This window comes from Thermincola sp. GK-1 (assembly GCF_059412445.1).
The window spans coordinates 58,354-80,239 of the sequence record NZ_JBSQAT010000007.1; the positions used below are offsets into that span (position 1 = coordinate 58,354).

23 protein-coding genes are annotated in these 21,886 nt (G+C 42.6%); 2 read left to right on the plus strand and 21 right to left on the minus strand.

The annotated features are described in order from the left end of the window. Positions 1–98: 98 nt before the first annotated feature. The 5 genes from ACSNJE_RS08420 to ACSNJE_RS08440 all read right to left on the minus strand — a co-directional run bounded on the left by ACSNJE_RS08420 (position 99) and on the right by ACSNJE_RS08440 (position 4,503). Entirely contained in the window at positions 99–1,853 is a 1,755-nt protein-coding gene (locus tag ACSNJE_RS08420; protein WP_495252447.1) for a YifB family Mg chelatase-like AAA ATPase, read from the minus strand. A 689-nt stretch (positions 1,854–2,542) separates the two neighbouring features. Then, entirely contained in the window at positions 2,543–2,671 is a 129-nt protein-coding gene (locus ACSNJE_RS08425) for a hypothetical protein (protein WP_495252448.1), read from the minus strand. Positions 2,672–2,682: 11 nt separating this feature from the next. Continuing rightward, positions 2,683–3,849, minus strand: a complete 1,167-nt coding sequence (locus tag ACSNJE_RS08430) for a helicase HerA domain-containing protein (RefSeq protein ID WP_495252449.1) — start codon at positions 3,847–3,849, stop codon at positions 2,683–2,685. Further along, complete coding sequence (locus tag ACSNJE_RS08435) at positions 3,846–4,010, minus strand: hypothetical protein (RefSeq protein ID WP_495252450.1); 165 nt, start codon at positions 4,008–4,010, stop codon at positions 3,846–3,848. Before ACSNJE_RS08435 ends, ACSNJE_RS08430 begins: the two co-directional genes overlap by 4 nt. A gap of 13 nt (positions 4,011–4,023) precedes the next feature. Next, complete coding sequence (locus tag ACSNJE_RS08440; protein ID WP_495252451.1) at positions 4,024–4,503, minus strand: hypothetical protein; 480 nt, start codon at positions 4,501–4,503, stop codon at positions 4,024–4,026. A gap of 430 nt (positions 4,504–4,933) precedes the next feature. On the opposite strand from ACSNJE_RS08440, the gene ACSNJE_RS08445 reads away from it, so the two are divergent. Then, complete coding sequence (locus tag ACSNJE_RS08445; protein WP_495252452.1) at positions 4,934–5,158, plus strand: hypothetical protein; 225 nt, start codon at positions 4,934–4,936, stop codon at positions 5,156–5,158. Between the two features lie 27 nt (positions 5,159–5,185). Here the strand turns inward: ACSNJE_RS08445 and ACSNJE_RS08450 are convergent, their stop codons facing one another. From ACSNJE_RS08450 to ACSNJE_RS08495, 10 genes are all read right to left on the minus strand, one after another. Continuing rightward, positions 5,186–6,421: a ComF family protein gene (locus tag ACSNJE_RS08450; RefSeq protein WP_495252453.1), complete on the minus strand. Its 1,236-nt coding sequence runs from the start codon at positions 6,419–6,421 to the stop codon at positions 5,186–5,188. Further along, positions 6,396–7,625, minus strand: coding sequence for a DNA-processing protein DprA (locus ACSNJE_RS08455; protein ID WP_495252454.1), 1,230 nt, complete (start codon positions 7,623–7,625; stop codon positions 6,396–6,398). The genes ACSNJE_RS08450 and ACSNJE_RS08455 overlap by 26 nt, the downstream gene beginning before the upstream one ends. A 201-nt stretch (positions 7,626–7,826) precedes the next feature. Further along, the gene (locus ACSNJE_RS08460; RefSeq protein WP_495252455.1) at positions 7,827–8,009 is read right to left on the minus strand and encodes a hypothetical protein; all 183 of its coding nucleotides are present in this window, start codon (positions 8,007–8,009) and stop codon (positions 7,827–7,829) included. A gap of 14 nt (positions 8,010–8,023) precedes the next feature. Then, entirely contained in the window at positions 8,024–8,584 is a 561-nt protein-coding gene (locus ACSNJE_RS08465) for a D-Ala-D-Ala carboxypeptidase family metallohydrolase (protein WP_495252456.1), read from the minus strand. Beyond that, a complete protein-coding gene (locus ACSNJE_RS08470; RefSeq protein ID WP_495252457.1) occupies positions 8,568–8,996 on the minus strand; it encodes a phage holin family protein in 429 nt (142 codons plus the stop codon). Before ACSNJE_RS08470 ends, ACSNJE_RS08465 begins: the two co-directional genes overlap by 17 nt. Before the next feature lie 94 nt (positions 8,997–9,090). Continuing rightward, complete coding sequence (locus tag ACSNJE_RS08475; RefSeq protein WP_495252458.1) at positions 9,091–9,276, minus strand: 4Fe-4S binding protein; 186 nt, start codon at positions 9,274–9,276, stop codon at positions 9,091–9,093. Further along, on the minus strand, positions 9,269–9,643 hold the full coding sequence (locus ACSNJE_RS08480; protein WP_495252459.1) for a hypothetical protein: 375 nt from the start codon (positions 9,641–9,643) through the stop codon (positions 9,269–9,271). The genes ACSNJE_RS08475 and ACSNJE_RS08480 overlap by 8 nt, the downstream gene beginning before the upstream one ends. A gap of 22 nt (positions 9,644–9,665) precedes the next feature. Then, complete coding sequence (locus tag ACSNJE_RS08485; RefSeq protein WP_495252460.1) at positions 9,666–12,932, minus strand: phage tail spike protein; 3,267 nt, start codon at positions 12,930–12,932, stop codon at positions 9,666–9,668. Next, on the minus strand, positions 12,932–13,717 hold the full coding sequence (locus tag ACSNJE_RS08490; RefSeq protein WP_495252461.1) for a distal tail protein Dit: 786 nt from the start codon (positions 13,715–13,717) through the stop codon (positions 12,932–12,934). The genes ACSNJE_RS08485 and ACSNJE_RS08490 overlap by 1 nt, the downstream gene beginning before the upstream one ends. Positions 13,718–13,719: 2 nt before the next feature. Further along, the gene (locus tag ACSNJE_RS08495) at positions 13,720–17,715 is read right to left on the minus strand and encodes a phage tail tape measure protein (protein ID WP_495252462.1); all 3,996 of its coding nucleotides are present in this window, start codon (positions 17,713–17,715) and stop codon (positions 13,720–13,722) included. Positions 17,716–17,905: 190 nt separating this feature from the next. On the opposite strand from ACSNJE_RS08495, the gene ACSNJE_RS08500 reads away from it, so the two are divergent. Further along, entirely contained in the window at positions 17,906–18,358 is a 453-nt protein-coding gene (locus ACSNJE_RS08500) for a hypothetical protein (RefSeq protein ID WP_495252463.1), read from the plus strand. Positions 18,359–18,649: 291 nt separating this feature from the next. On the opposite strand, the gene ACSNJE_RS08505 is transcribed toward ACSNJE_RS08500, so the two are convergent. The 6 genes from ACSNJE_RS08505 to ACSNJE_RS08530 form a co-directional block, all read right to left on the minus strand. Further along, a complete protein-coding gene (locus tag ACSNJE_RS08505; RefSeq protein WP_495252464.1) occupies positions 18,650–19,429 on the minus strand; it encodes a hypothetical protein in 780 nt (259 codons plus the stop codon). 95 nt (positions 19,430–19,524) lie between these two features. Then, on the minus strand, positions 19,525–20,214 hold the full coding sequence (locus ACSNJE_RS08510; protein ID WP_495252465.1) for a hypothetical protein: 690 nt from the start codon (positions 20,212–20,214) through the stop codon (positions 19,525–19,527). After that, positions 20,214–20,375, minus strand: coding sequence for a hypothetical protein (locus ACSNJE_RS08515; protein ID WP_495252466.1), 162 nt, complete (start codon positions 20,373–20,375; stop codon positions 20,214–20,216). The genes ACSNJE_RS08510 and ACSNJE_RS08515 overlap by 1 nt, the downstream gene beginning before the upstream one ends. A gap of 44 nt (positions 20,376–20,419) precedes the next feature. After that, positions 20,420–20,884: a hypothetical protein gene (locus ACSNJE_RS08520; RefSeq protein ID WP_495252467.1), complete on the minus strand. Its 465-nt coding sequence runs from the start codon at positions 20,882–20,884 to the stop codon at positions 20,420–20,422. A 22-nt stretch (positions 20,885–20,906) separates the two neighbouring features. Beyond that, positions 20,907–21,503: a hypothetical protein gene (locus ACSNJE_RS08525; RefSeq protein WP_495252468.1), complete on the minus strand. Its 597-nt coding sequence runs from the start codon at positions 21,501–21,503 to the stop codon at positions 20,907–20,909. Between the two features lie 3 nt (positions 21,504–21,506). After that, positions 21,507–21,884 (minus strand): hypothetical protein, encoded by a 378-nt coding sequence (locus ACSNJE_RS08530; RefSeq protein ID WP_495252469.1) that lies wholly within the window; start codon positions 21,882–21,884, stop codon positions 21,507–21,509. Positions 21,885–21,886: the final 2 nt, after the last annotated feature.

Sequence of the window (21,886 nt, forward strand, 5' to 3'; positions counted from 1 at the left end):
CCGCTCAAGGACGAAATCTCGCCCGGTTAGCCACTCCCGCTCACGCGGGGCGTGGACCGGTCGAGATTTAAGTCCCACTCCAGAGTAAACAACTCATTTTATTCCCAGTACCGTCGATCCATGGTTCTGAACTGCAGGGCTTCAGCAACATGCAGGTCTTCAATCTCAGCTTTGCCGGCTAAATCGGCTATGGTCCTGGCCACTTTCAGCACCTTGTTATAAGCCCTCGCGCTCAGATTAAGCTTTTCAAAAGATTCCTTGAGCAGCTTTTGAGCCGATTTGTTTGGATGACAGTACCTTTTTATATCTTGCGGGCCCATGCGGGCATTGCAATATACTTTAGCCGACTTCAACCTTGCCAGTTGTATAGCTCTGGCTTGTTCGACCCGCTTTCTGATTTCCCTTGAAGGCTCCCCCTTCTCGTTTTTCATGATATCATCTATTTCTAAACGCGGCACATCAATGTGCATATCTATCCTGTCCAAAAGCGGCCCCGACAACCTGTTCCGGTAGCGCATAATTTGCGGTGGCGTACAAAGGCACTCTTTTTTTATATCACCCAGGTAACCACAAGGACAAGGGTTCATAGCAGCTACCAGCATAATGTTAGCTGGGTAGGTAACAGCCGCATTAACGCGGGAAATCAATACCTTACCGTCTTCCAGGGGTTGCCGAAGAGCCTCCAGTACGTCCCTCTTATACTCCGGAAACTCGTCAAGAAACAATATGCCGTTATGGGCTAAGCTGATTTCGCCCGGGACGGGAATCCTGCCCCCGCCAATTATGCTGTTAGCAGACGCAGTGTGGTGAGGTGCGCGAAAAGGCCTAGTTGTAATAAGCGGCTGCCCCTTAGGCAGAAGTCCGGCCACACTGTAAATTTGGGTCACTTCTAATGATTCTTCCAGGGTCATTGTAGGCATAATAGTAGTCAGCCTTTTTGCCAGCATTGTTTTTCCCGCTCCAGGGGTACCAATCAAAATTATATTATGCCCGCCGGCAGCGGCAATTTCCAGCGCCCTTTTAGCTAAATGCTGCCCATGGACATCAGAAAAATCGAGGGGTTTTGTTTCACTATATTCCTCGCTACCTGAGATCTTTTTTTCGGGCGGTTTTGGAGCATCCTCTTCTTGGATGTACCTTATTAAGGTCGCCAGGTCAGGCGCGGGCGTAATTTCAATTTTCTCAACCAACGCTCCTTCATAGTAATTATCTAACGGAACCGCCAATTTTTTTATGGCGCCCCAACCTTTTTGCCTGCCAACCATTAAGGCCACCGACAATACACCGTTAACAGGCCTGATCGTTCCATCGAGGGATAGCTCACCTACTACGTACATATTCTTTAACCCCTGGCTAAATATTTGCCCGGTGGCCCCGAGAATACCCAAAGCAATAGCCACATCCAAAACGACCCCTTCTTTCTTAATGTCAGCCGGCGCCAGATTAACGGTTATCCTTTGCAAAGGAAATTCGTAACCGGAATTTTTTATAGCTGCCCTAACCCGCTCCCTGGCTTCACGCACAGCCGTATCGGGAAGACCGACTACATCATTTGTCGGTCTATATTCCAGATGCTTTTCTACATCTTTTATGTCCATTACCACAAAATTTAAACCAAGTTCATTCTCTTTTACTATTTTATTCATAACAGCTTTTTTTCTACTTGTCACTACCAGTATGCTGGGAAATTTCCGAGTTTCTTCTATTATAATACTGTACTTTTTAACCCATTCATCAGATTCAAAAAGCTGGTGGTATAATGGAACTTTGTTAAAACTGTTATTAGTTGTTCTATCTATCTCTATAAACGTATGGATACCTTTTCCCCTGGCATAACCATCCGCCTGTAACATCGAAAACTTTACTTCCGGATCAAAGTATTCAATTTTAAAGTTTTTAAATAAATAACAATAAGTCGAGGCCAAACAGAGCCAGTGGTACATGTTTTCTGTTTTTCTATCAAGGTAGTAAATATATCGCGCGTTTCTGTGTGGCTGCCACCTTTTAATTTTTTTCTGTTGCACTAAATTTTTTAGGTTCCTGGAACATACCTTGTAATTCCAATCTATTAGTATCTCCAAGTGTTTAGAATCAAGGAAATGAAACCTTTGCAGCAGTTCCAGTACAGCGTTATTACGTCTTTCCCACTTTTGGAGGCTATTTTCTACTTTTGCCATTTTCTTCAGCCACCACCTTGGTCCCAATGTAACTTAGAGGCGCTTTGCTTCTTATAGTGAAATAAAATTTTAGTATTGGCGCGGATTTTGCCTTTGTCCTGTGTAGACCCCACTCCCCGGGATAATCTCCAGGATAATCTACAGGTTGGATTAGCTGTGCCTTCGCATTGGATTCCTGAATAATTTTATCACCCTGGAGCTAGATTTAACCATTCTGGGACTCTGTAGTTCCGGGAAGTGTTCAGTAAGCATCTTATCAAGGTCGTAAACTATTGTGGTAGATGATATTCCTCCCTTTGGCTCAATCCTTTGCAGCGTGCGTTTGTGGTACCTCTTGCAGCTGGAACGGATCCTTCTCGGTGAACTCATTTCTTTTTATCTCCCTTCAATGGCTCCCGGCCAGTCTTTTTACCAATCTCCTTCCCGGATAACAATAGTGCCCTGGTTGCCAGTATGACCGTAACTTTACTAACTGCTAATGGTACTGGTAACATGTGAATTCCTCCTACACACATTTCTTTAATTGACTTTTAACTGGCTTAGGATTGTTTATCGGCATTTTTTTGAGCATTTCCCTGGCCCTTTCTTCACTCAACCAAGGTGTTTGTACTTCCCTGAGTTTACCTTCGTGTAAAAACAACGCTCTTCCCCGTTCCGTAAGATAATAGGCTAATTCGTTTTCTATTGCTACTTCACTGTTAACCTTGGTTGCAGTTCTATAACAGTTAGATGCGCAAATATTTGCGCGCAACTGACCAGGAAGAATCTTATGGTCAGGACGTTGCATGCCCAGGCAAACTATTATACCGGCCGCAGCTCCCATGCTTAAGATATCCACCAGGAGGGCGTGGGCTATCTCACGTTTCTCTTTAAGCTTTTTATTATGCTTTGATAACTCCGGGCAGAGCTGTGAAAACTCATCAACAACCAAGACTAGGTAATCCATTTTACCTTTATAGTCCTGAATCTTGGAACATCCTGACTTTGTAAAAATATCCATGCGCCGGAATATTTCTTCTTTTAGATAAGTAAGCATCTTAATAGGTTCATCTAAGTTATAGTCGGAAGTAAACCAAGCATGATTAGCAAAGTCAACAAATTCATTCTTCATATCAATTATGAAAAGCCTTGCTTTATGTTGCTTAAGTAAGCCAATCATTAACTGTCTAAAGAATGTGGATTTCCCGTATCTGGTCATACCGTAGTTGCCAAGGTGGCCTAGTGCCAGGTCATACCAGAGCAGTCCGCCCCTCCACCAGCCAATCTGCACTGGCAGGATCATCTTCTTTGGTGGTTCATCTTCTTCGTATTCGATGCGCTTAGGTATCTTCAAAGTATGTAACTGCATTACCATAACACCGTTGACGCCGTGAATATCTATGGTTGATTTTGCAGCCCATTCAAGTACCGGCTTATGGTCAATATAGTCAATATCTGACTTACCTACCGGTACGGAATAGACCAGATTCCAGCCAGATCTTGTTTTTGTCTTTTTAACCAATAACGGTATCTGCCCGTTAACATTAAAAGCCTTTACGCTTCTAAATACTTCCTCAAGCCTCTCCCATGGAGGTTTCCCCCAAAACTTTATACCGCTTAATTTGCTGGCTACAATAGGAACCCCGGATAAAAGATAAAAGGCGCCAACTCCAATTACAACCCAGCTAATCACTTTATTCTCCTCAGCTTACCGTATATCTTTGATTCGCCAGTAACTTCCCCGGCATAATACTTTGCGATATCCCAGGATATCTTTTCGTACCTATCCATAATTCTGTCTAAGATAAGCCAGTAACCGGCCAGCGAAAACACAGTAATTAGCAGCCCGTTCACTCGTTCATTCCTCCTACACGAATTTTAGAATGCAGAGAATACTAATCATCCCCACCAGGATAACAACAAACGCAGCCCTGTTACCCTTTGCATCTCTCCTTTCCAGTAAAGTCTTTAGCTTCGGGTACAGAAAACCAATAAAAACTACTCCTAAAGAAACAGTCAATGCCACGGCAAATGTGTCGATTGCAGACATTGACTGTATCATTTTTATACCCTTATTCGCTTTATCAACCATTAATGGTTCAGTCAAATATTCCTGTTGAGCTTTTCTAGCCATCTTAGCTTCAATGGCATCTGTTATTTGAAGCAATGTGGTACTTCCCGTTGCAAAATGATGTTTCCAACCCTCAGTTCTTAAAAACATTAATTCATCGTCAGTAATCTTGCCGGTGGTGGCGTAACGCTCCAGAATTTTGTAAGTTTTAATCTCTTCGGAGCTATATGGTTTCGGTGGATTTGGCGGGGTCATTGTTCTGTTCTGTTCACCCATGATTCTTCACCTCCTTGTTGCTAATTATTTATTAGTACTTATATTTTATTTGCTCATAAATAAAATATACTTGGAATGATATTCCAAGTAATCATAAAAACTAAAAATTTTTCCTCGTAACCTATTTACATTTGTTAATAGGTATGATATAATAATAAGTGTAAGGGGAACCACCCCTGGAAAGGAGGTGGGGACCGTGGAGGAAATTCAACAATGGTTAATCGCAATCGCGCCTTACATAGTACCATTTGTAAACTACTTCTTAGAAAAGGTCAAAGAAAAGGCAAAGGCACTACCGAAATCGCCTGGCAAGCATCGTCGATAGTGCCACCCACGGTGAGGGGCGCAAGCCCCTTCCCCTAAAATTATATCATTTTTGTGATTAAAGTATAACATAATTAGGAAATTTCTGCAAGGGAGGACTTAATCAATGACTAGAGATGAAAAAGTCAATTTTATTAAAGAACATATTATGACTCCAGGAATGGTTATAAAAGAACTGGACATTAGTAGAGCAGCGTTATCAGGTTTAAAAAAACGTGGTATTTTAGTACCTATTATAGAAGGGATATACCTTCGAGAAGACGTTATGAAAAGAAAAGCCGAACAGCCAGCATTACGAAAAAAATTTTTAAAGAAAGGCAATAAGGAATAGAAGTAAAGACCTGGCAACAAAATCGGCTTAGAAAATTATATCATCTTCATTTTGGGATTCCCTTTTATTTTGTAAGTTTAGTTCCCACCAACCATCTTTAAAGTTTTTTGTATATCTACATTGGTTTTCTTTAAAATTTTTGCATCCAAAAAAGGCCCCTATACCATTATTATTGAACCTCATTTCTAGCTTTGCCCCACAGCCACTAACTGGGCATAATAATATATTAACTTGTCCCCAAGGCGATAATTGGTTTATCCCTAAAGTTATGATGGTTACTTTAGATGCTCTTTGTTTAAATATTTCACGTGCACATTCAATTATAGTTGCACCGGTAGTAAATACATCATCAAATAAAACAACATGTTTGCCTTCAAAATTCGTTATAGCTTTAAATTTACCTCGGACATTTGCAGCCCTAGCTTCACTGTTAAGCCCCTTTTGGGTTGGGTAGTATTCGACACAAATCAAACTATTACTAAAATCAGCAAATTTTGTACCTCTACAAGCATCGGCAACGACTGGTGCCAAACGATCATCGTATCCTGGACGCGGAGGTACTCGGGTAACTCCATCAATGTTACCAAATGTCTTTTCAGCCCATGTTAAAATGCTTTTTAAAACGTAACTAAAAAGTTGGTTTTGATCTTTTTTATATTTACTTCGCCGAATTCGATAGGAAAATTGATGCGCCGGATATTTGAAGTGGTCACATCCAAAATATCGACCACAAGATACGACTGTAATTTGCCGATCATCACAGGGCACATTAAAAACTATTACCCAACCACTTTTAGATAAAGGTTCTTTTCCATTATAAGTTAAGAGAACCTCGGAAAAATAACCTTTATCCTCCCCCGAAATTATTTTTCGAACCTTCTCAATGGTCGGTACCCAAAAATCCGGCATTCTTCCAACATAATTAGTCTGTACCGGATTCGGTGTAACTACAATTGTTCCAACACGTTCAGTTATAACATTTGCAATTTCCGCCGCATTAGGCGTTATATACACCGTTTCATAAGGCTCTAACTTTAATACATCTAAACCTCTTCTGACATTAAATGTATAGATATTACTCTTATATATACAGTTAACTGTCTCACCGAACATTGCTCTTAGCTGTACTAATTGGTGCTCATCATGGTATATAAAAACATGAGGCATAGCCCCCACAATTTCGGACCACTGCGGATCCAGGAGCGAGCCGCTATGCCCAACATTTATTATTAATCCTTTAATTGAATTGTTCTCCACAAACATGTTCAAGACTCACCTGTCCACCCGCAGAGGGAATTTCGTCGTCTCTCTCGTTGGTGTTAATAACCGCTGATTCCTGTAATTTTTCAATTAACTCACTTATTTTAGAAAAACTATGAGCACCAGGACGACTAACATATTTTTGGGGCCAATGCAATTTTGGATTATCTATTGCACTTTGTGGAATGAATACAAATCTTTTTTGCTTTAAAGCATAATCAGCTTGAATTAAAGCACCACTTGTTTCTCCGGCCTCTATAACAACAGTTGCTAAAGAAATCCCGCTCATTACAGCATTTCTTGCGGGGAAATTCCATTTTTGCACTGGCTGTGATGGTGGAAATTGTGATATTACTAACCCTTCTTCTGCAATTTGTTGCTGAAGCTTCTCATTCTCTTTGGGATAAACTTTATTAATTGGAGTTCCAATAACTGCTATAGTTGGTGTTCTTGATTCAACAGCTCCTTCGTGAGCAGCCCGATCAATTCCTTTAGCCAACCCAGATGCCACCACAATTTTATATTTTCCAAGTAGAGTAGCTAAAGTTTTAGCTTTTGTCTGCCCGTCAATGGAGGCGTTTCTGGTACCAACGATTGCAACTATATGCTGTTGAGCAAGCCATGGGTTACCTCTCATAAATAAAAACATAGGTGCTTGCTCAGTTAAAGCTAGAAGAGGAGGATAAAGCTCCTCATCCTGTCCTATCAAATAATCATTGGGACTAAGTTTTTCAAGACCCCGGACAACTTCTCTATATGCTACTTCTATTTCATTTTTAGTAAAACCAGTTAACTTAGAAAAATCAGATATATTCTCACGCATAGGACAATTTAAGTCTAATTGCTTGCTTAACTGGTTAAATAATGCTTTAGCTTTTTTGTCCGCATATCGGCAAAGTGTATGAATGACAAAATAATTGATAGCATTCTGTAATTTACTTGGGTCATTTATAATTGAGAGCCTATTAAAAAGTTTGGCATCGGGAGATTGTGTTTCTACTAAAGCTAGCTCTTTCTTTCTTTCTTCTAAATCGCGTTTTAAAAAAATCGTACCAGCTCGATCCACCTTAACAGGTCGCAATTTTCCGGCATGAATTAACTGGTTTAAACGCTGGGGGCTTACACCAAGAAACTTGGCCGCTTCGTTCGTAAACATCAATTCGCGTTGTAAAAAATCCCGTAGCTTTTCATCATCCAAGTATTCCATATTTTCATCCCCCGCAAAAAAATTTACCTTTGGAATTTATTTTAACATAAGCCTTGATAATCATCAAGTGGATAGATTTTTTTGATTACATTATTGAGATATTTTTGCCAGACAACTATGCTTGAAAACTTACCCCACTATATGCCTGTAATCTTTATAACAAAAAAGCCCCCACCGCATGGTGAGGGCAGAAAAGTGGATTTATGTTTTTGTTCTGGCACCGAAATAAAACGCGGCCAAGGTGCTGATAGTGCTCACCAACACGGTGAGCACCTCGCTGGGCAGCCGGTTCCTAACAGCCAGGTATCCAGCCAGGCTAAACACTCCGATGATAAGCAATATAGCAATCAGCGCACGCACGCCAAAATCTTGCTTTAGTTTCACGTTATCAACTCCTTTTAATCAAACCAGGACCGTACCGGGCCAACGTCAATGTGTGTAAAGGTATTGTATAGTCCAACGCCACCGGCCCCCAGCTTTCTGGCCGCGTCTGCCACTTGTTTCGGGTTAATTCCGGAAATAACAATATCAGCAGCCATTCCCTTCATGTGGTAGCTGTTTTTAGCCCCGCCTATTTTCGCATTGTAGCTCGGGGTGCGGTATCCCGAATTGAGTATTACTGGCTTGCCGAAGTAAGCTCGGATCTTCTCCAAAAGCTCCGGCAGTTTAGGATGGATCCGCACCAATCCGGAACCATCACGGCAGTCAAACTCCGTATCTTTAAAGTGGGGTGAAACATATACGCCCTGGGCCTTGTGCGGTGCCCACAGGCGCAGGGCTGACATAGTGACTGGCCCGGCGATGCCATCGGCTTTCAAACCCATAGCCTTTTGTGCCGCAGTTACCACCGCCTTTGTCTTGTAGCCAAAATCACCGTCTACAGTAATAGAAAAACCACAAGCGGCAAGCAGTTTTTGCAGTTCGGTGACGTCGATTCCTTTACTACCCAGGCTTAACATCCGAATCACCCCTTTTTTCATCATTCTTTAATCGTTCCAGTGTGCTGATAATAAACTTTGGTACCGGCAAACCCATTTTCCCCATGTTCTCAAGTATGCTGATTCCTTCTGTACCAATTAAGAACATTACAACCGCATTCCGGAGGAAACCCTGATCGTTGCCAGCAACCAAGTCCAACTGATTGGCAACAATCACAAAAGCAAAGAGCAGGGCCTTTTTCCCTACTCCCCAGAATCCGGTTCGGCTATTAAGTGTTTTTTCATACGCGGCCGCTGCAACACCGGTGATGTAATCGAGTATTACAAACAGTCCCAGGGCGATAATGAGGTTATCGGCCCCGCCTACTAGGTAGGCAATGCTTGATATTAGTCCGCCAGACACAATAGTATAAATGTTTTCAAGTTTGTTCAACGATAAGGCACCCCTTTCATCTACGTGATTATCATACCTCACAAAAGACAGCTACCCTCCCTTCTACAGCAAAATAAAAAGAAGCCCTATGGCTTCACAGAACAACCGCCCTTACCGGGCACATATCCTGGCATATTCCACAGTTTATACAGGTATCCTGGTTAATGCTATAATTGCCGGCAGAGTCAATTTTAATGCTTACGGGTAAACTCGGGCAGAATACCTTACAGGCATCACATTTAATGCATTCCAAAGGGTCTATTCTAGGTATTCTAGGCATCTTTGCCCACCAACCTTATAGCTTCATCCATTTCCGCTTTTTTAGATTGGTAGGCGGCAACTATAGCATCTGTCGGCTGACCAAGCATTTCCATGCGCTGTTTGGTGAGGATGAGGTTGTCCAGTATTGTTTGATATTTCGCTTTGATTTTTTCGATTCTAGTGTCTACAGGAAGAAGTTGAATTGTTCCGTCTTTGTACTCATATAGGTCAATATTTTGGGCCACATCATCGCTTACATCGATTTCTGCAAATAGCCTCGACATCATTTCCGGGGCAATGTTTGGGAAAATATCCGCCAAAGATTCGCTTGCACCTTTCACTTTTATAATTTTGTTATTAATGACATCTACTATAGCGACAGCCATTTAACCACCTCGTCAACCTTAATTAATATGTCACTAATACATCAAATTCGACCGCAATAAGATATTGTCTTCTTTCTGATTGATAACCACTATCAGCACCATCAAATTTTACATGCACATAAGCTCTAACCTGAAAAGTACCATTAGCAATATCTTTATTAATAACCTGTATAGTTAAATGTTTATGGTCATATGACAAATAATACCATCCTGTATTCCCTGCAGTAAGAAACATACTATTAATTGCAGTTTGGGTTTGCAGTCCTTGTCTTGGAGTCACAAAAACCTTAAAATCTTTGCCTCTAAATGCCGCAGGTAATGTTATGGTTTGTGGTGGCAGTTTTTGGTCACACTCTTCGTCACTCCACAAATACCAACCGGCAGGGTCGTCCCAAGAACCACCACTATAACTGTCACTCCAGTAATATCCTCTAGTATCGTAAATTTGCTGGAACTCCCACAAATAGAAATACGGCTTATTCTCCCCTGCAATTACCCGCATCGGACCTTCCCATGTAAATGCCGAATAAGAGCCGTCAGAGTGAAGCACCTTAAGGCCATCCGCAGTAACTATAGTGTTATCGGCCAACTGCGTCTGACCTGGGTCAACAAAAGGCACATTTGATTCGTGCCAGGCTTTTATCTCTTCGGCTGTGCGCTGGACGGTATCGATGCGTAGTTCGTCAATGAGGCCGTTGAGAAAATTACCGTTTAGCCAAGTGCCTATCTGTATATTTCCGTCAGCGTAGCTAAACCCAATAGGCCCAGTTTTTGGATTCGTTGCCACCAGTTCTCCATTTAGATACAATGCACGACCAGCAGGGCCCCAGGTATATGCCGCTGAAAACCACTCTTCTACAAGTGAGTTTTCAGCACTGTATAGCCCGATTTCAGTTACGCCGTCGCTATCCCATACATATAAGTTTTTTGATGCTGTTCTGCTCATGATCAGCAGTCGGCCACCCGGACTGGACGCTGACTCTCCTGTTGTCAGTATTGCGTTATAGGGATTGCCAAACTTGTTGATTTTCCCATAAAAGTATATCGTACCCTCTGCCGGGTTCAAGATTGACTTTGGATATTTGAGAGACCCCGCAGCTCGGGTTCCGTCAACAAAAGAAGTGGCGAAGGTTTTTTGTTCAAGTTGGACATCTGCTATAAATACTTCCCTTCCTGCTACATCACTATCGAAAAATACATTAACAATATTAGCAGTATCAGCGGTTGTCGTAAACGTACCTATACGCTTAAAAAAACCATTTCCCAAATCAATGACCTTTGTCGTGCTTCCATTCCAGCCTGCGACTTCCGTAGGTCTTAAATATATATTACCTTCCGGATAACCTGTTCCATCGAATTGTAAATAAACATCATCCAAAAACCCATCACTTGACCAGTAAACGCAGGAAAAAGTATAAGTTGTATTGGGAGATACCGGAATATTTGATGAGTCTATATATTTTCTTGTATCGTTACCGGTTCCTAATATCGACCAACCTTTGTAACCATTTTTTTCTGTTTCCGTGGCTATTAAATGCCCACTTAAAAGGTTCGTTGTCCCCTCCTCCACCGCCACAGCCCCGCCGAATTTGCCTTCGCCTGGTCGAAGCGTGGCAACTGGTGTACCGACCGGAGCAAGCCCCTGGGTACTTTTCAGATGCGTGTCAAAGTGAAACAACGCGGCGGTGTCGTATAAACCATAGGATGTGCCCTTTTGTGTACCTACGTGCAAACCATCGTAGTCAAGAGCGTTAGTCCAGTGTTCCCCTCCATCAGTTGTAAATCTTAGCCCTTCCCGATTGAACCGTATTAGCCTGTTAGGATCTGCCGGGTCAATAGCGTACAATCCAACAGCATCCCAGTAAAAATTACTGTCACCTTCGATTCTGACCAGGCTGGTAAGTATTTTACCTGCTGTTATTAAGTCAGCCACAATGCCCTCTGAGGTCATAGCCTGCCTATAACTATGCCCACCGTCGACAGACACGCCTATAGCCCCGTTGGTAATCCTGATTCTTTTAAGGCGCAGCTGGTCAGTAGGGTCATAAATTGTAATCCCGTCTCCATCAATTTCAACGCACGAGTTAGCCCCGGCGTTTATCTGGTTCGTAGCAGCTGCAATAGCACCAATAAGCCACTGGGTAGACAAATACCCGTTTTCGTCAAACTGTCTGGCTCTATCCCAGGCGTCTTTACTTTTTTCTACTAAGTCTTTACTTGACTGAAATTCACTCAAGAGGTCAGTGATATTTTCCTTAAAATTAGCCAGTGTTACTTTGCTTCGCTCCGGTTCGTATGGGTAGTATTCATACTCAATCACTCGGGCCTTGATATTTGCGTCCAAAGGTTCATCGATTACAGTTACCGTATCACCTATTTCAAATGCTTCATGAGTATAGCCGGTTAGCTTTTTTAGTTCAACAATATCAACTTCATAAGTTACCTTTGGAATTTCATTAGCCCTCATGTATTTTTGCATCTCTTCTAAGAGCTGTTTTTGATCGTTAATATCGTTAAATTCCTTTTTCCCGGACTTAGGAATCGGATAATTTCCAATGTACAGACTGTCGATGTACTTGCTTGTAACGATACCATTAGTATCAATCGTAACACCGACTAAAAGCCTATCCTTTTCCTCCTGTGTCCATCCGGAAGTATCAAGCCCCTCGATTGTTAAACCGTCCTTACCATAGCCATACAACCGGGTAATCAGGTTCTTGCTGTCAGTAGTGCGCTTAATACTTTTTAAGTTCTTCCGGTATCTAAACTGAACCCCTTTGTCAGTTCCTCTTTGGGCCAAAAGGTTTAATTGCCTGTTATCCCATTTGAACTCACCTCCCCACACGTCCTGAACGGCCCTCACGCAGTCCAGTTTATTTGTCTCCCCTAAGTCAAACAGGTCGTTTAACCCAAAGTCGCTAACAGTACCTATGGTAAACCTGGTATTTTGAAGTATCTGTGTCAGGGCAAACATGGCCGTAGTACCGGCAAAGTTAAGCAGTTGGTCTTGGTATTCATCGATTAGCTCAGTGTATACGTGTTCACATTGTACATTAGCGATAAGCCGGCCAGAGACATCATGCTCCTCTTCGGTGGTTCTTATAATAAAAAGCTGGCCTTCGCAGTCAATATAGTTTTCGGTCTCAATATACTGCCACTTCGGGTCTGTTCGCGGCAACCAAAAAGAGAGGAGATACTCACCATTGAGTTTCTCCTGAACTGCCACGTTTTTTGCGTTTTCCAGATAGGCCAAAATTTCTTCTGTATTCCGGTCTAATACTTTTAGCATTACAACCACCTCGGCCTATATGTGATTGATACCAGGGCAGCATTACAGCCCATGTCAGAATAAGACACTATATTGAGTCCCGGTTGAAGCTTCAGAAATGAGCCGGAAATGTAGGTTAAAACATTTGTTTGAGCAACGGTTGCCGTGTACTTATCGGTGTCAATCATAAGAGTTTCCCCTTCTTGAAGAGTTCCCGTGAACTTAATAGATAGTTCGCCTATGGTTAACAACGGATCAACTGTATGGATAGTTGATATAGTGTGACCGGTGACAGTTATAATTATTGGGCTTTCAATAGTACCTGGGTTCTCTATGCTCATTGTGTTATCGCCAGCCACCATTTCTTTTGACACAATTATTTCATCACCGTAGGCAAAGGGGTCACATCTAAAGGTAAGGGGAAATTCCCCGCCGGCCGCAAACTGTTCAATCGACACGAGGTTATTAATTTTACCGTAATAATAGACTCCGGGGTCATCATCAAATTCCAGCCAACCTTTTCCTTTGCTCGGGTCTAACCATGCCGCTATCTGCCTTATTTTTTGTCTGAAGATTTGTAGATTACCTGACTGCTCTACCAGATTGCAGTCCACCTCTATAGACCTGTCCGGGTAAGTGGGCCGGAGATTTGAGTTAGCCCCTGAAAAATCATAAGACCCATCCCGGCCCGGGACTTCTTCATAAACCTCTTTAACCTGGGATAGCAGAGGGCGGGATGCTTTTGATACCTGTATTCCAAATTCCGAAGAATGTCGCCCTCTATATGTAAAGCCAAGTTCAGGCATCACTACCGACCCCCTCTTGCTCTTCTGCTAAAGTCAAAGGTCCGTTTTAGTCCTGCGCTAAAATCGTCAATGTTTTCCTTTGTTCCGTAGAACTCTTTAATATTAATCTCTATTGTAAAGCTGCCGGCTGTACCTGCAACCGCGGTCCCCGCCATAGAGCTCGCCGCTGACTCAACTGGTCCTTTGTCCAATCCTCCAGCCAGCATTTGACCCATTGGTTTCCACCATTCGTCCAAAGTAGACAGTGGCCCCTTTTTTGCTGGTGAATGCAGTTCTAAGTAATCACTTGCCGCACTCGCCAGCATGGATGCAGCAGATACAACAGCGTTATACTGTGACATAATTCCATCAGCAAACATCTGTCCAAGAAGAGAACCTGCGGCCAGATATTGTGGCCCAAAACCTTCCAGCATAGCGATTATTTCTTGCTGTTTCTGCTGTTGCAAAGCTTTTTCTGCCTCAGCTTGAAGGTTAGCCTCAGTAAGTAGGTTTTCATAATGTTCCCTAGTCTCCCGTTCAATTCTGGCGTAATGGTCCCGGATACTTTCCTGTTCTTCGGCAAAATGTTCTAACCGGGCCTCATATTCTTCCTGCCACTGCTTTTTCTTCTCTTCGGCCTGTTCCTTTATACGGTCTATTTCACTCTGTAGCGCATCAATTTGCTCCTGACGAGCCCGTTCGTTAGCTTCCTTTTGTATCTCCCACTGAATATCGGCTATTTCTTTTTCGATGTCAGCTAATTTTTCTTTTCCGGCCACCGATGTGGCATTTTTATACTTCTCATACTCTGCCTGCAGCTCCAGTAACCGTTTGTTACGGTCCTCTTCTTTTTTGGCCTGGTCTTCCTGTCTGCCCTGCTCTTCAATAGCTTTAATCTGATCTTGAAGAGCTTTAATCTGTGCATTGGTTTCTTCTTCTAACTGTTCCAGCCTTGCACGATGCTCTTTTTCGTACTCCTTGCGCCGACGTTCCAGGGAATCAAGTTCTGCCTCCTCTTCTTCCTTCAAGGCCTCAAGTTTAGCATCACGTTCCTTAGAATAAGCTTCGCGCAGGTCTGATATATAATCATTAAGCAACTCTTTTCTAAGTGAAAAGATAGTCCGGTCAATTTCTTTGATTTCTTCTGCGGTCAGTTTATAACTAGACTTAAGACTTTGCCACGCAGCAATCTGGTCTGACACTGACATACGCTCGTAAAATACCTGTTCTTCTATCCACGCCTTGGCTTTGTCTACTTGCTCTTTACGGGCCTGTTCCTGCAGCTGATAGATGGTAACATCTATCTGCATCATTTCTTCCCGTGTGAGCTTGTATTTAGCTTTAACTCGCTGCCAAGCAGCTATTTCATCCTCTGTGGATAGCTTATTAAGAGCTTTTTGTGTCTCTATCCACGTCTTAGAGTAGTTTAACTGCTCCTGCATCCGCTGACGTTGCAGTTGGACTATCTGGACATCAATTTGCCTATGCTGTTCAAGGGTCCATTTACCGTTTTTAATAAATGCATCACGAATTTTTTTTAGGTTGGCTATTTGCTGCTCAGTAGACATGTCGCTGAGTTCTTTTTGGTAGTTGAACAGGTTCATGGCCTCGGTAAACGGGTCGGGGCCAGTGGATTTGGATGTGGATGAGCTGCGACTTGTTTTAGAGCCACCGCTTAAATTAAGGCTTTTGGGTACACTCCCGGAAGTAACTTTGAGTTTTTCAACTGATTTGATTTGCTGGTCAATAATCTTTTGGGCTTCCCTGGCCGCACCTACCTTGTCTTTTTCAACCTGATACTGCTCCTTTGCTTTCTGCAATAGCTGATTGGCAGGGTCCAATGCAGAGTAGTATGTTAAACCAAAAGTTTTAGCCATTTCAGCATTTCTGTTAGCAACTCTTTCATGCAACGCCATTTCTTCTTTTAAAGCCTGCATTCGCCTAATGGCATCATTTATAATCTTATTTGTTTCTGCTGCAGATGCCTGCATGGCTGCAATGGCTTTCTTTTGTTGGGCATTAGCCAAATCGTTTGTGACTTTAATTTGGTCTCTTAATATATTTTCATTGATTTTTAATACCCGGCCATTTTCGTCTACCTCTACTCTTATTTGAGGGTAAGTTGCAGCGAGTTTTTGGGTAGCTTCTTCAAGTCTTTGCTTTTCATCGGCAGTTAGCTTTTGCTTCTTAGATAATTCAAAATAAGTATCAGCAAGCCGCGATAGCTGTTGAGCTTCCAGCTTTTGCTGAGCAGCCTGCTGCGCCATTGTGGATATTGACTTAACATCTAAAGCTTCAGCCTCTCTGATAGCATCATTAAGTATTTTTCGTTTATTGGTCAAGTCATCAAGCTGTCTGTTAAGTTCTTCAATCTCCCTTTTGGCCTTAGCAACTTCCATTCCGGCTACCATGTTACTGCCGGTTTCATTGCTTATTTTATCTACAACCGATTCTTTTTCAGCTTTTAATTGCCTTAACTTTTCTATTTCCTCATCTAGTAGACTTATTTCTTCTTTTTTTGCATCGATCTGGCTTGGATCAATGCCTTCCCTTTTTATACGGTTATACTCTTCGGTTTCTTTGTTGAGTTCTTCCTGCTTTCGCTTCGCCTCTTCGATATCCCCTGCTGCAGACAAAACAGCGGCGCCTACTGCTGATATTGCTAAAATAGCCCATCCAACTGGCCCCATTTCGATAAACAATGCCCTAAAAGCTAAACTAAGTTTTTTTACCGCATTAATAACAACAGTTAAGGCTGCAACGAGACCGACCGTACCAATAAGCTGTTCTATTAATTTTCTTGTCTCTCCATCCATTTGCGTTATAACTTCAACAAAATCATTGATGCCACCCAGCAGTGATGTTAAAGCAGGTTCTACATCATTAAAAACCGTAGCAGCCAAAAGTTGTAAATTGTTGGTTGTTTTACGCAGGGTTGCATCAAAAGTCTGCTCCATGGTTGCCGCAACTTCCCGGGCAGCACCGTCTGCATTCATCAATTCCTGTGTAGTTTGTCTAATGAATTCGCTTCCCCGGTTCATACTTAGAGACAATGCCCTGATACCATCAGAACCGGCCACAGTAGACAAGACAAGGTTCTTTTCTTTTTCCGTTAGACCGGCCAAACCTCGCTCGAACTCGGCTATAATATCCGCCCAGTCCTTCATATTGCCCTGGGCATCATAAATTTTAATGCCCAGTTGGTCCATATACTCAACAGCTTCTTTGGACGGATTCATCATAGCCAGTAAAGCAGATTTTACTGATGTACCAGCATCCGATGCCTGCAGCCCTGCATCACGCAGGATCATCAGGATGGTTATTAGTTCGCGGTAGTCCATTCCGGCCAACCTTGCTGCAGCCGATGACATTGCCATAGACAAACTAAGGTCCTCTACCTGCAATGCGGACCTGTTAGCCGCTTCTACAAAGGCATCAACTATTTGCCGTGTATTTTCAACAGGTTCTTCAAATGTCTTAAGTACGTTAAGAACAGGAGTCGTTGCCTGCTCCAAATTAACAAGTCCGGCAGTTGCCAGATCCAAAACTTCTGGCAATGCCTTTAACATATCGGCACTTTGTAGACCGGCAGCGCCTAATTCAATCATGGCTTGGGCTTGTTCGGAGGGATTAAAAAGACTACCAGAATTGCTAAAAATAAAATTTTGAAATGTATTTACGGACTCATTGGTGACAGCTGCTACTTTGGTTAGCTGTGTTTCTAAATCGGCACCAACGGTAATCATTTGCTGTAATCCTTGGCTGAAAGCATATAATATACCTACCTGACCAAGGATGCCCAATAATTCATCGACGGCGTCTCCCATGGTATTTGCCGCCCTGGCATTTTCCTTCATCTGATTTTCTAATTGCTCTGCTGATTTGTTCAATTGGTCTGTTTGTTGCTGCAGCTTTTGTTCATCAGAGACCAGACCCTGGACAGTTCTTTTGAATCGGTTAAATGCAGCTTCATACTCTTCAAAAGCTTTTATAGATATACCAATTACGTCATTTGGCAACGGCTTTCACCCCTTTCAAGATGAAAGCACCTGCTCACAGTGCTGCGCTCATAAAAAATGTAGGCTGGAGGGCTGAGCTACCCTCCCCCGCGGCCGACGGGCGCCTACATAAAAAGAAAAAACCTGCATATGATATAGCAGGATTTTTTGTAATTTGGTTGAAAGTGGTAATTATAGGAGGTGTATTTTAGTGACAACTGCAATTATTATTCTTTTAGTCTGCCTTTTAATCGGGTATCTGATGTTAAGAACTCACGACCATTATGCAAACGAAGATATTCGCATCGAACTTCAATACTTGGGCGGACATCCGAACCTTAAAGGGCCCCAGTTTGTAATAATAGAAGATGCCAGGGACCGGTTATTTATTGATAAGCTAACCCTACTCAAAAGTAATATTTCAGAAGTTAAGCTTATCCCCAGCACTTCAGTAAGTAGTGCTGCGGGTGGTGCTGTTGTCGGCGCCATATTAGCCGGTCCATTAGGAGCAATGGCGGGAGCTGCGCTATCAGGGAACGTTCCTAAAGATTCTAGCCTGATACAGTTAACATGGAACGATTCTGGTACAACCTACGACCTCTTTTTTACTGGCCCAAATGTAATGAATGTTTATCCTAAGCTGAAGCAATTTATATCTAAATAAGCCCACATATTGGGGCCAAATAAGCGGCCCCTTTTTTATCCCCATCCACAACTATACTTCTTCCGCTCCCGTGGTTTCCACTTATTCCACCATTTGCGTAGCCAATAGTAGTTTTCCTGTATTTCCGGCTTAGGCCAGTTCGGACATGTATCAGCACACCCATCTTTCCGTTGTTCGCATCTGGTACACGCCTGCCTTGCAATCGACCGGAAAATGCTGTTATATTCACGAGTAATATTTATAAGGCTCAACTGGTCGGGTGAGTACTCAGAAACTACCAAGCCGAAGATATTAACCTTTTGCGCCTTCCATATTTCCGCCCAATCCCGGCTGTGTAGCACTATTGGTACAAAAGTATTCGGGCAGCCGTCCTTCTTTAAACTGGCGCCACTTAATCAGCAGTTGAACCAACGCCTGCCGGTTGGTATTATCCAGTTCTGCAATTTCATCAATAGAAGTAAAATAAGGTTTCTGCGGATTAGAAGCCAGTCTGCAGCAATGTAATAACTCAACCAGCATCTGGTCTTTCCTCGCGTGAAATTCAGCAGTGTTATTTCTCAGGTTTTGCTCCATGGCTTCAATCTGAGATATTTGGTCAAACATTTCTTTTTCTTCCTGGGTCCACAGGTTTTGTAGAAATTCAGTTATCCTTTTTCCGCGCTCTGCTATAGCTTTATTCCTGGCTTCCCGTTCTTCCTCAGTCAACTGGGCTATTTCTTCTTCTGTAAGACTGTCATAGGGGCCCTGTAAATCGTCAGGCGAATTATCATAGAGCTTCTTCGCGAGCTCAGTTTTCTTATTTAACACCTTTATGTCAAGGCCGGCACTCTCACACATTTGTTTCAACAACTGAGGCAGCATAGCTTCTGATTTAAGACCTTCCCCAAGATACTGAAATAACGCCTTGGAATAGGTCCGTGAAGAAATGCCTTTGACCTTATTGTCCATTTTAACAAAAAGCAAATCAGGTAATCCATCTATTATCGGGGCATATTCCCCATTCTTAATATCAGTCAACCGCTGGTCAACAAACTTCTTTTCGAATTCGCTCATCACAATCATCCTCCGCAAAAGTATTTTCCTCCGCATTGCAAAAAAACAAAGCAGGCGACGGACCTGCTGCGGAGGAGACAGGCCCGTCTTTTAAACCTGCTCTCTGTTGTTTATTAGGAATCAGCTTTTAAATAAACAACCAAAGCTTTTTCTCCAGTAGCCAATCCCTGGGTAAGGGTAACCGCTGATGTGGTTGCAGTATAATCTGTGCCTTCGAACAGCTTTGCACCTTTGATATTTGCAGTGTCCTTAAGTACTAGCATAACATTCCGTCCTAAAGGATCTGCTACTGCGGTTTCGGATAATGTTAGCGTGGTAACCGGCGTTGCGGCACCGTCGAATGTTTCTATTGCAATTTCTTTGGCCAAATCCATACCCGATGGGGCAGTGAAGTTTATTTGCTGTTCGCCGTCATCATAGTTGGTAGGCTTTTGGGATATCCTTAAGCCCTCAACAAAACTGGAGGTGATCAATTGACCAAGGTCATCTCGAGCATGTGCAACAATATACACTGTTTTAGCGTTCTTCAGGTGGAAACCTACATAGTTGGCAGGGTCTACGTGCTGAAGTAAAGCAAGAATCGTTTTTTGGGCAGCTGTGTTTTGCACAGAGAAACTACCTTCGCAGTTCTTGTAGATTGCCGAAACATACTTCGTTCCTTCAAATCCGAATCCACCATCATACTCTTTAATTTCCCCCTTGGGGTCATACCCGAACTTTTGCACGTCCTCAATTTGTTGGTACAATGATGCGGTGGCAATAATTGTAAAGTCACTATCTTTTACACTCAGTACGCCAGGCATTAATTATCCCCTCCTTTTCCTTTGACCTCGGTTAGTTTGGCCGGGTCAATCTTAGTTTCTTTGCCGCATTTGGGACACTTAACTTCAATTTCTCTTGTTGGTTTTTCCCCAAATACGAACTCAAATTTTCCACACGCGCACTTCTGTTTCCAAACCGCCATTTTCTGTCATTCCTCCTTTCAAAAATAAAAAGCCCTTTGTGGGCTTAAATAGGTTTTTCCCATTCAAGATGGTACGTCATGCTTCTGGCATGCCAGCCATTGTCGAGAATGAACGGCTCATCGCCTTGGTACAAAACTTTAATGCTTCCCGCTTCAACCGGGTTATCCGGGTCTGTCCAGTCCTTCCTGGTAATCACTCTCCCAAACTCTTGGCCAAAGTGGTTAAATATTGCATCTCGTATCTTCAGGCACATCATTCGGCCAGACAGGGACTGTTCATCCTTCGCAAAGATATCTATTTGAATAATACATAGGCCTTTACTTTTTCGCTGGTTAATAGTGGGGGAGCGCGCACTGTTATTGCTTTTCAAATCGTAAGCAGCCAAGAAGGGAGAAACAAGCTCCTCTGGGGACTGTTCTTCGAAACCCATATTATCCTTGGACGGTAGCAGAAACGTTGCGTAATTAGCCTCAAGTTCTTTATTAAACGAAATTACGGTGTTTTCCAAAAGCATCACCCTTTCTTCACTTTTATGAAAGATTTTGTAGTGCAAAATAGTCAGTCATCCGTTTCCCTTCAGAAGTAAGCTTAACAGCCAGCTCCATCATTTCAAAGAAGTGTTTTTGAATCTTAGGTATGTTTTTTCTGAACATGCCTTTTCCTTTTACCCGAAACTTAACACCAGCTCTACGGTTTATCCTGGCATGAATTATTTTAGACCTGCTCTTACCGTCCAATATTCCCGAAGCAAATAAATAAGCCAGTTGCTTTTTAGTAAGCCTCATTGGTATCTGATGACCATACTCAATATAAATGATATAATCTACATTCGACCCAATACGGCCTTCAAGACCTTTGAGAAACGTACTGCTCTCCAATTTACCCTGAGCAGCTTCAGGTTTTACATCTGGTAAATCTACGCCGGCCGCATCAAGAAAATTCCCTCCTATCGATGCCCTTGCCCGACCAGTATCAACGGGGCAGTCAATAGCAATGATATGTATCCCGTAAAGAACAGCTGAGGCTACTGCTGATTGTGCATTTACATAAAGCAGGCGCCGTTTTTGTTCTATTAAGGCTAAGACTTCTTTCGTCCCCTCAAATTTTATATCTAAAAACTTTGCCATGATCTATTCCTCCGCCGGTAATTTCGTGCCTTTTACCAACCATCCAAGGTGACTGCCTAAAAAAACCCTCTTTATATCTCTTGGCTGAAACCATTCTAGATCACAGACTATGCGGTCCTTAGAACTTACAACAGGTAGGTCAACTACAAATGACTTATCCCCTGCCTTATATATCCCGCCGCTTGCCTGAATAAATTCCAAACTCAACTCTGTCACTGAACCAGTCATTTCTACGTCAGTATAAACATTTTTATCCGGCACCCCCCGGGCTTTATCACCTTTAATAGTAAACTGGTACACTTTATATGTGAATGTTTGGCCGTTTGCCCGTATCTCCTCAAGGCACGATTTCATAAAATCAACATCATTTGCTGATAGCACTT